This is a genomic window from Runella sp. R5_40 (assembly GCF_057652295.1).
Genome location: NZ_JBYFCH010000004.1, coordinates 403,653 through 413,816, shown reverse-complemented (window position 1 = coordinate 413,816; position 10,164 = coordinate 403,653). Strand labels below are relative to the sequence as shown.

Below are 10,164 nucleotides of genomic sequence, written 5' to 3'. Positions count from 1 at the left end.
TTGTAGATTAATCAAGAGTTTTAGAAGCATCCAAATTAGCCTCGGCAGAGGCGCAACATTTGTAGGCAACATTTGTAGATTAATCAAGAGTTTTAGAAGCATCCAAAGAGCCTCGGTAGAGGCGCAACATTTGTAGATTAATCAAGAGTTTTAGAAGCATCCAAATTAGCCTCGGCAGAGGCGCAACATTTGTAGGCAACATTTGTAAAAAAAAGAAGGCAGACCCGCGAAGGTCTGCCTTACAAGTATTTGTTCTATTGCTAGAACTAAGCCATTTCTAGCTCTTTAGAGTTACGTTTACGCTCGTTTTCGTCGAGATATACTTTACGAATACGAAGTGTTTGTGGCGTTACTTCTAGGTATTCATCTTTTTGGATGTATTCCATTGATTCTTCCAAAGAGAAGTTGATTTTAGGAGCAATACGCACGTTGTCGTCCGAACCAGAGGCACGCATGTTGGTCAACTTCTTCGTTTCTTGAAGGTTTACCACGATGTCACCTGGACGGCTATGCTCACCCACAACCATACCCATGTAAAGGTCTTCGCTTGGGTCAACAAAAAACTTACCACGCTCTTGAAGACGGTCAAGGGCATAAGGAGTAGCTGGGCCAGTTCCTTTTGAAATGATAGAGCCGTTGATACGTCCTGGGATTGGGCCTTTGTGAGGCTCATACGACTTGAAACGGTGAGAGATAACGGCTTCCCCTTGCGTAGCTGTCAATACATTGGAACGAAGTCCAATCAAGCCACGAGAAGGAATGTCGAATTCTAAGTGTTGCAAATCGCCGCGTGGTTCCATCACAAGCAAATCACCTTTACGTTGCGTAACAAGCTCAATCACTTTACCCGCTGTTTCTTCAGGCACATCTACTACCAACATTTCGATTGGTTCGAGGCGTTGTCCGTTATCGTCTTGTTTGAAAATCACTTGTGGCTGGCCTACTTGCAATTCGTAGCCTTCACGACGCATGGTTTCGATCAATACTGACAAGTGGAGGATACCACGACCAAACACCAAGAATTTATCTTCGCTATCGAATGGCTCTACGCGCAAGGCAAGGTTTTTCTCCATTTCCTTGAACAAACGGTCGCGTAAGTGGCGTGAAGTTACAAATTTACCTTCTTTGCCAAAGAAAGGAGAGTTGTTGATGGTGAACAACATGTTCATCGTTGGCTCATCAACGGCAATACGTGTAATTGGCTCTGGGTTTTCGTAAAGAGTGATGGTGTCACCGATTTCGAAATCTTCCAAACCTGTTACTGCACAAATATCTCCCGAAGAAACTTCGGTTACTTTCTGACGGCCAAGACCTTCAAAAACCTGAATTTCTTTGATACGGTTACGTTTTACACTTCCATCAGCTTTGCAAAGACCTACTTGCGCACCTTCTTTGAGCGTTCCACGGTGTACACGTCCGATGGCAATACGGCCAACGAATGAGTTATAGTCAAGGGAGGTAATCTGCATTTGAGGCTCACCGTCGTTAGAAGGTGCGGGTGGGATGTTTTCTACGATCACATCCAACAAGTGCGAAATGTCTTCAGTAGGTTTTTGCCAATCGGGACCCATCCAACCTTGTTTCGACGAACCGAAAACCGTTGGGAAGTCAAGTTGAGTTTCGTTGGCTTCCAAGTTAAACATCAAATCAAATACCGCTTCGTGAACTTCTTCAGGGCGACAGTTTGGTTTGTCAACTTTATTAATCACCAACACAACTTTTAATCCAAGTTGAAGCGCTTTGCTCAATACGAAACGAGTTTGAGGCATTGGGCCTTCAAAAGCATCCACCAAAAGCACTACACCGTCAGCCATTTTAAGTACGCGTTCTACTTCTCCTCCGAAGTCGGCGTGGCCTGGGGTATCTATGATATTAATTTTAACGTCTTTGTAGCGTACTGATACGTTCTTAGAAACAATCGTGATGCCTCGTTCACGTTCGAGGTCATTGTTGTCCAAAATGAGGTCGTCAAACTGCTGGTTCTCACGAAACAGCTTCGAATAGTGGATGAATTTGTCCACCAAAGTGGTTTTACCGTGGTCAACGTGCGCAATGATGGCGATGTTGCGGATGGATTGCATTTGTATTTTTGTTAGTTGTTTTGCCTTAACAATTAATCAAAGAAAGTCAGTGATTAACAATTAATTATGGCTTTGAAAAAAGACTCGCAAAGGTAAGTTATTTTATTGACAAACTCAGTTTATTACAATGTTATCTCTCGAAAGAACTGGAATTGGCTAGTTTTTTATTTGAATAATACAAAATATAACAATGGTAATAACACAATGTAGGTATTTCAATAGCGTAGGGCTTTTTGTTTGCCAGCGTTTTGTTCTATTTTTGCTCAAAACCAATTAGTTCCATGAAACTTTCCTTTCTTGTCCTTGCGGGGCTTTTGAGTGTGGCCGTACAAGCCCAAAATTTTGTGAAAGATAACTACACAAAACTTGACAAACAGATTACGATGCGGGATGGCGTAAAGCTTTATACTGTCATTTATGTACCTAAAGACAGCAGCCAAAAATACCCGATTATTATGGAGCGAACGCCCTATTCAGCAGGGCCTTATGGAGAAACCAATTACCCAGGAAATGGGCCTGGTCCAAGTAAATTATTGTCAGAAGAAAAATACATCTTTGTAACGCAGGACGTGCGGGGGCGCTACATGAGCGAGGGTTCGTTTGAAGAAATGACACCCCATAAGTTTGACAAAAAAAGTGCGAAAGATACCGATGAAAGCACTGATACCTACGATACGGTAGAGTGGCTCCTTAAAAATATCCCTCGTAATAACGGTCGGGTCGGCATTACAGGGATTTCGTACCCGGGTTTTTATGCCTCTGCCTCGCTGCCTGATGCGCACCCAGCCATTAAGGCCGTTTCGCCTCAAGCGCCTGTTACTGACGAGTTTATAGGTGACGATGCCCGCCACAATGGGGCTTTTTTCTTAATGGATAATTTCAATTTTTTGAGCTACTTTGATGCGCCACGGACTAAGCCAAGTGCCTCATACACAGGATTGTTTGCGAATCGAACAAAGGATGCTTATGACTTTTTCTTGAAGCTAGGGCCTCTAAAAAATGCCAACGGTGCAGCTTATTTTAATAATCGGGGTAAAATTTGGAACGAATACCTTCAGCACGAAACGTACGATGACTACTGGAAATCAAGAAACATCCGTCCTGCTTTAAAAAACCTAAAACCTGCTACGTTGGTGGTGGGAGGATGGTTTGACGCCGAAGATTTGTTTGGAGCCTTGCGTACCTACGAAGCCATTGAAAAACAAAGTCCTACGTCTAAAAACCAACTTGTGATGGGGCCTTGGACGCACGGGGCTTGGTCGCGGGCTGATTGGTCGGAGTTTGGGCCGTTGCAGTTTGGTGGTAATACGGCTAAGTATTTTCAGGAAGAGCTTGAAACGAAGTTTTTTAATTATTACCTGAAAGACAAAGGGGAATGGAAAGCGGCTGAGGCAACCCTATTTAATACGGGAACCAACGAATGGAAAACGTTTGAGGCATGGCCACCCAAAGAAAAAACGGCAAAAGAACTTCATTTTCAGGCGAATGGAAAATTGTCGTGGGAAGAAACAAAAGAAAAAGAGGGCTTTGATGAGTACGTAAGCGACCCTGCCAAACCTGTTCCTTACACGGATGGTGTTTTTGCGCGTCGTAATAATCAGTACATGATTGAAGACCAGCGTTTTGCGGCTCGTCGTCCTGATGTTCTTACGTACGAAACAGATGCTTTGACCGAAGATGTGACGTTTTCGGGGCCGATGACGGCGCACTTTTTTGCTTCTACGACGGGAACGGACGCTGATTTTATTGTGAAGTTGATTGACGTCTTACCCGAAGATGCGGCGAATCCAACGCCTAATCCTAAAAATTTAACGATGGCTGGCTATCAGCGGCTGGTTCGAGCGGAGGTGTTGCGCGGGAAGTTTCGGAATAGCTTTGAAAAACCAGAAGCTTTTGTGCCAAACCAAGTGACGGATGTAAAAGTACGGATGCCTGATGTGCTTCATACGTTTAAGAAAGGCCACAAAATTATGGTTCAAATTCAAAGTTCTTGGTTTCCGATTGTGGACCGCAACCCGCAGAAATTTATGAACATAAGCGAAGCGGAGGAAAAAGATTTTCAAAAAGCGACGATTCGTATTTACCACAGCGAAAAGCACGATTCGCATTTGCACGTCAGTACGATTAAGTAAACGATGTTTGATGTATGAGAAGAAAGGCTTATTTTTGGTAAAAAGCACTTAAAAATGACAGTCGAACAAATAAAAGCACCTGCTCACCGCACTCGTAAAGTTCCCGCCAAGCTTGTTCGGGAAGAATTGAAAGGAGTGCCTCTGTATTATAAAGGATACAAAGGAGTAATGAATGGGTCTAAAAAATTAGAAGATATCATGGGTAGTAGTTCACTCCAATCGTATATTGTTGGTGTTATTTATGGGATTTTGTTTTCAATGGTGAATCGCAAAAAGTACATCCTAACTACCAACGAAACGGGGCTACACCTAGGTCATAACAATAACTTTTCGACAGACATTGCTATTTTCTTGAAAGAAAACGTCGTTTTGGACGATAAATATTTTTCAGTAGCGCCTGAAATAGCTATTGAGGTGGATGTGAAGATTGAAACTGACCAAGAGTTAGATTACATTTTTACGAAATCTGAAGAAATGATGGCGCATGGTACCAAAAGGATATTTTGGATTATTACCAAACACAGAAAAGTGTTTATCATGGAACAAGGAGAAACGACAATTATTGTCGATTGGGATAAAGAAGTGCGCGTGATGGACAATGTTGTTATCAATATTCATAAAATAGTGTCTGAAGAAGGGCTGATTTAAGACCATTAGTGCTTAGACCTGACAAGTTTTTAAAACTTGTCAGGTCTTTTGAAAATCTATTCTTTTGGCGTAGTTACAAAACTTATAGTACGTTTCAAGCCCTCCAGTTTTGTCCGTTTGACGGGCGAGCGGCGAAATAGTTCTTGAAATACTTCCTGCGTAATTTCTTCCCAATCGTTTCGAGTGAACTGCGCCAAATCGGGATGAAGATTAAATTCAGGCGTTTGATGCGGGCGCGAAAACCGATTCCAAGGACAAACATCTTGACAGATGTCGCAGCCAAAAATCCAGTTCTTGAACTTACCTCGCACTTCTTCGGGAATAGCCTCTTTGAGTTCAATCGTAAAATAACTGATACACTTACTCCCATCGACTACGTAAGGTTCCGTGATGGCATCCGTGGGGCAAGCGTCCACACAGCGCGTGCAGGTGCCGCAATAATCCTTGATAGAGGCATCGGGCCAAAGTTCGAGGTCGGAGATAATTTCCCCAATGAAGAAAAAACTTCCCATCTGACGATTGATGAGATTGGTATGTTTTCCGACCCAGCCAAGTCCGCTTTTTGCCGCCCAGACTTTGTCCATGACGGGGGCTGAGTCCACAAAAATTCGTCCGTTTACCTCGCCTATTTCGATTTGAATTTCGTCAACAAGGGCTTTGAGTTTGTCTTTCAACACAAAATGGTAATCGGTGCCGTAGGCGTATTTTGATAGTTTAAGGGCATTTTCGCTTTCATCCAACTGTTGTTCGGGGTAATAATTCAACACAACGGAAATCACTGATTTGGCCCCTTCGACGAGTTTGCGAGGGTCGAGGCGTTTGTCAAAGTGATTTCCCATGTAGTGCATTTGGCCATGGTGATTTTTCAACAGCCACTGTTCGAGACGAGGGGCTTCTTCTTCCAAAAAAGTGGCCGTTGATATACCACAAAAATCAAAACCAAGCTCCTGAGCTTTGGCCTTAATAAATCGGCTTCGTTCTTGCTGAACGAAATCGTTTGACGTCATTTATTTTCGTTTATTTGTAGCGTACTCAATTTTCAAAAACCGTAACATCAATGAAATCGTATTATTTCTTAGTCGTTTGCTTTTTGTTTGCCCTTCCTGCCGTCAGTATGGCCCAAGACGAAGCCGAAAAACATCCCATTGACATCGCGTTAGACAAATGTATGGATAAAAATCCTTCCACTCAGGGAATGGTTGGGTGTTTGGACGAAGCCTATAAAAAATGGGATGCCGAATTGAACAAAAATTACAAAGCCCTCAACCTGAAACTCAATGCCAAACAAAAGGCAGCTTTGCTTACCTCACAGCGGAAATGGATAGAATACCGCGATTTGGAGTTTAAATTTCAGTCAGAATTGTATGCAACGATGGAGGGTACCATGTACCAGCCAATGGCCGTGGATAGTCGTCTCGAAATTGTAAAAAAACGAGCGCTGGATTTAAAAAGCTACTTGAACCTTTTTGAATAATAGATGACCGATTTTTCCTGTCAAATCAACAAACTCCTACATGAAAGACCTTATTATTACCGTTTTTGCCTTGCTATTTGTACAATTGAGTGGCGCGGCGCAAAACAATTCAGACGAAGCGCTACGCAAAAAAGCCGACGAACTTGCCCACAAATACATTCTCACCGACGGTCACGTGGACTTGCCGTATCGTCTCAAAATCAAGAACTTCCGATTGGAGCGTGAATATCTGGGAATTCCTTTGAAAACTACCGAAGGCGATTTTGATTACGAACGAGCCAAAAAAGGAGGGTTATCGGCTCCGTTTATGTCGATTTATATTCCGTCGTCGTACCAACAAACGGGAGGAGCAAAAGAGTTGGCCGATTCGCTGATTAATATGGTTCGCGGGATAGCGACAGCGCACCCCGACAAATTTGGTATTGTCACAACGCCAAAAGAGGCGGATGCCAATTTCAAAAAAGGAGTCATTTCATTTCCGATGGGGATGGAAAACGGCGCACCGTTACAAACCATTTCGGATGTGGCCTATTTCCGCAAAAAAGGTATTAGCTACGTCACCTTGACCCACGGTAAAGACAACCTCATTTGTGATTCGTCGTACGACACTACGCATACGCACAAGGGCTTGAGCGCTTATGGGCGAGATGTAGTCAAAGAAATGAATCGCGTAGGCATCATGGTGGATATTTCGCACGTTTCCGACGATGCTTTTTACCAAGCCATTGAGTTATCTTCGGTACCTGTCATTGCTTCGCACTCTTCGTGTCGGTATTTTACGCCTACGTTCAAACGGAATATGTCGGACGATATGATTAAGCTTTTGGCTAAAAAAGGGGGAGTGATTCAAATTAATTTTGGCTCCAGCTTTTTAGATGAAAAATACCGTCAACAAATTGAAGCTTTGCAAGATAAGTTTGGTAAAGCGCTGAAAGAAAAAGGAATTAAAATGGGCTCGCCTGAAACTGACGAGTTTCAAAAACAATTCCAAAAAGAGAACCCTGTACTTTTTGCGGACGTAGAAACGGTGGCCGATCACATCGACCACGTTGTGAAATTGACAGGAAGTACGAAGCACGTGGGGATTGGATCTGATTTCGACGGGGTAGGAGATAGTTTGCCTACGGGGTTGAAGGACGTATCGCAGTATCCTAATTTGTTTTATGTGTTGCTAAAAAGAGGTTATACCGAAAGTGACATTGCCAACATCATGTACAAAAACGTATGGCGAGTGTGGCAAAAAACCGTGGATAACGCCACGGTCAGACGGTAGTCAGACCGTAGTTATTACGGCGTGACACACGCACACAGTCAGACGGTAGTCAGACCGTAGTTATTACGGCGGGACACACACACACGGTCTGACTGTCGTCTGACCTTTGTCACAGCCTGACCGTGTATGTGTTAGTAAAAAATTAAGAGCGAAAGCAACGTTAGCCCGCTGAGGAGGAAGAGTAAACCTGCTATTTGTTTTTTGATGGAAGTTGTCATGGCTGTTTTTTTTGTAAAGGTACAGCCCCCCAATCGCTGCTTTCAACCCAAATGTGGTGAAGTGAGAAAAATCAACGATAAAGGGGGATTTTTTTATTTTGAAGCGTTTCCATCCTAATTTTGTCCCATGCGAATTTCAAACGATACTGCCGACCGAATCAAACAAACCGCTGATATTGTAGAGGTCATTGGAGATTTTGTGTCACTCAAAAAACGTGGGGCCAATTACATCGCGTGCTGTCCGTTCCACAACGAAAAATCGCCTTCGTTCAACGTTAACCCCGTTCGTCAAATCTACAAGTGTTTTGGCTGTGGTGCGGCGGGCGACTCGGTGAAATTTGTGATGGACATCGAAGGCGTAAGCTACGGTGAAGCCCTCCGACATTTGGCACAGAAATACCACATTGAAGTAGAAGAAGAGCAACAAACACCCGAAGAGGTATTGCGTCAAAATGAGCGTGATAGCTTGTATATTGTGCTAAATTTTGCCCAAAAACACTACCAGAAACTGCTGCTCGAACACGAAGAAGGACAGGCGATTGGGCTAAGTTATTTCAGAAATCGTGGTTTTAACGACCCCACCATCAAATCGTTTGGGTTGGGGTATAGTCTAAACGAATGGGATAATTTAACCAAGGAGGCCGCCAAACGTGGCTATAACCCTGATTTACTGCAAAAAGCGGGTTTGGCACTGCACAAAGAAGGCAACAACGACCGCTATTACGACCGTTTTCGAGGGCGAGTAATCTTTCCGATTCATAATGTTTCGGGGAAAGTGATTGCGTTTGGAGCACGGATTTTGACCAACGACAAAAACCAGCCTAAGTACATTAACTCTCCCGAAACGGATGTTTACCATAAAAGCAAAGTCCTTTACGGGATTCACCAAGCCAAGAATGCCATTCGGCAGGAAGATGTGTGCTATTTGGTAGAGGGTTACACCGACGTCATTTCGCTGCACCAAGCGGGAATTCAGAACGTGGTGGCTTCGTCGGGTACGTCGTTGACCGAAGACCAGATTAAGCTGATTGCCCGCTTCACCCAGAATATCACCATTTTGTACGACGGCGATGCGGCGGGTATCAAAGCGGCTTTGCGGGGATTGGACATGGTTCTGGAAGAAGGTCTTAACGTAAGTTTGGTGACGCTTCCTGATGGCGAAGACCCCGATAGTTACGTTTATAGTGTTGGTGCTGAGGGTTTTAAAGCCCACGTCAAGAAGGCGACCAAAGATTTTATTACTTTCAAAACCGAAATGCTTCTTCGTGATGCGGGCGACAATCCGTTTAAACGTGCCGAAGCAATCAACGAAATTGTAGCGAGTATTACCAAAATTCCTGACCCCATCAAACGGCAGATTTTCTTCCGACGTACGGCCGATTTGATGAAGATGGATGAACAAACGCTGATTTCGGAGGGGAACAAATACTTACGTCAGCAGCAAGAAAAAGCCAAGCCTGCCGAACCACGTCAGAGTCCAAGAAGGCAACCATCGTCGTCTTCACAGCCACCACCGCCGCCCAAAACAGCGCCGCCGATGGAGCCCGATGGAATGTTCTTTTCGGATACGTTTATTGAGGAAGAATTTGGGATTTTGGTAGAAGATAACTTTTCTGAGCCTTTACCCAATATCCCCAAGGAAACGCCTAAGCCTGTTACTGACTTACCCAATGATTTATTTAAAACACGGCTGTATTTGCAGGAGCAAGCGTTTGTACGGTTGTTGATTTTGTACGGTCAGGTTGAATTGGAGGCGGGCATTTCCCTTTGTCGGTATTTGTTGCACGAAATTGGCGAAATAACCTTTGAAACTCCGCTGTTTAACCTCATTTTAGAGATTTTTAGGCAGCGATTTAACTTCGGAGAAGTACCTTCAACGGACTATTTTTTAGGGCATCTTGACCCCGATGTGCAACGATTGACGATTGATTTGTGTACAAATAGCCACCATTTAAGCGAGAACTGGCAAAAGTATGAGATTGTTGTTCCTACCGACGAGGACTTGCTTCATGAAATTGCCTTTAAGAAAATTCTTCGCTTAAAAATGGCGTATTCGGCCGATAAAATGAAGGATTTGATGAATCAATTGGGCAGTCTTTCGGGTGCTACCGACGAAGAATTTGCCCAAATCATGGACATTCAAAAGCAATATAGGTTTTTCAAAAATATCAACGATTCGGCAGCCAAAGAGCTTGGGACGGTTGTACCTGGGTATTGAGGTGAAAAATGGCGATAGTTTTTAATATTTTTATTCTAAATTTACGTAAAACTATAGCAATAAACTATGAGCAACCGAGTAGTCGAAAGTTATTGGCAGATGCTAGAAGGATTAGACGAG

7 protein-coding genes are annotated in these 10,164 nt (G+C 43.6%); 5 read left to right on the top strand and 2 right to left on the bottom strand.

Features of this window, described 5'->3' with window-relative positions:
• Positions 1-266: 266 nt before the first annotated feature.
• Positions 267-2,081 (bottom strand): translational GTPase TypA, encoded by a 1,815-nt coding sequence (gene typA / locus AC23N5_RS11045; RefSeq protein ID WP_487755614.1) that lies wholly within the window; start codon positions 2,079-2,081, stop codon positions 267-269.
• A 281-nt stretch (positions 2,082-2,362) separates the two neighbouring features.
• Here typA and AC23N5_RS11040 point away from each other — a divergent pair, with 281 nt between their 5' ends.
• Together AC23N5_RS11040 and AC23N5_RS11035 are read left to right on the top strand one after the other, a co-directional pair.
• Positions 2,363-4,213 (top strand): CocE/NonD family hydrolase, encoded by a 1,851-nt coding sequence (locus AC23N5_RS11040; protein ID WP_487755613.1) that lies wholly within the window; start codon positions 2,363-2,365, stop codon positions 4,211-4,213.
• Positions 4,214-4,267: 54 nt separating this feature from the next.
• The gene (locus AC23N5_RS11035) at positions 4,268-4,861 is read left to right on the top strand and encodes a Uma2 family endonuclease (RefSeq protein ID WP_487755612.1); all 594 of its coding nucleotides are present in this window, start codon (positions 4,268-4,270) and stop codon (positions 4,859-4,861) included.
• A 56-nt stretch (positions 4,862-4,917) separates the two neighbouring features.
• On the opposite strand, the gene queG is transcribed toward AC23N5_RS11035, so the two are convergent.
• Positions 4,918-5,868: a tRNA epoxyqueuosine(34) reductase QueG gene (queG, locus tag AC23N5_RS11030; protein ID WP_487755611.1), complete on the bottom strand. Its 951-nt coding sequence runs from the start codon at positions 5,866-5,868 to the stop codon at positions 4,918-4,920.
• Positions 5,869-5,918: 50 nt separating this feature from the next.
• Between queG and AC23N5_RS11025 the strand changes: the two genes are divergently transcribed.
• From AC23N5_RS11025 to dnaG, 3 genes are all read left to right on the top strand, one after another.
• Positions 5,919-6,335 carry a lysozyme inhibitor LprI family protein gene (locus AC23N5_RS11025; protein ID WP_487755610.1) on the top strand — a complete coding sequence of 139 codons (417 nt, stop codon included), beginning with the start codon at positions 5,919-5,921 and terminating at the stop codon, positions 6,333-6,335.
• 40 nt (positions 6,336-6,375) lie between these two features.
• On the top strand, positions 6,376-7,608 hold the full coding sequence (locus AC23N5_RS11020; protein WP_487755609.1) for a dipeptidase: 1,233 nt from the start codon (positions 6,376-6,378) through the stop codon (positions 7,606-7,608).
• Positions 7,609-7,953: 345 nt separating this feature from the next.
• Positions 7,954-10,044, top strand: a complete 2,091-nt coding sequence (gene dnaG / locus AC23N5_RS11015) for a DNA primase (RefSeq protein ID WP_487755608.1) — start codon at positions 7,954-7,956, stop codon at positions 10,042-10,044.
• Positions 10,045-10,164 lie beyond the last annotated feature (120 nt).

Excerpts from the sequence above, each read along its gene's own strand:
- typA (WP_487755614.1), bottom strand. The coding sequence starts at position 2,081 with ATGCAATCCATCCGCAACATCGCCATCATTGCGCACGTTGACCACGGT.
- AC23N5_RS11040 (WP_487755613.1), top strand. The coding sequence starts at position 2,363 with ATGAAACTTTCCTTTCTTGTCCTTGCGGGGCTTTTGAGTGTGGCCGTA.
- AC23N5_RS11035 (WP_487755612.1), top strand. The coding sequence starts at position 4,268 with ATGACAGTCGAACAAATAAAAGCACCTGCTCACCGCACTCGTAAAGTT.
- queG (WP_487755611.1), bottom strand. The coding sequence starts at position 5,868 with ATGACGTCAAACGATTTCGTTCAGCAAGAACGAAGCCGATTTATTAAG.
- AC23N5_RS11025 (WP_487755610.1), top strand. The coding sequence starts at position 5,919 with ATGAAATCGTATTATTTCTTAGTCGTTTGCTTTTTGTTTGCCCTTCCT.
- AC23N5_RS11020 (WP_487755609.1), top strand. The coding sequence starts at position 6,376 with ATGAAAGACCTTATTATTACCGTTTTTGCCTTGCTATTTGTACAATTG.
- dnaG (WP_487755608.1), top strand. The coding sequence starts at position 7,954 with ATGCGAATTTCAAACGATACTGCCGACCGAATCAAACAAACCGCTGAT.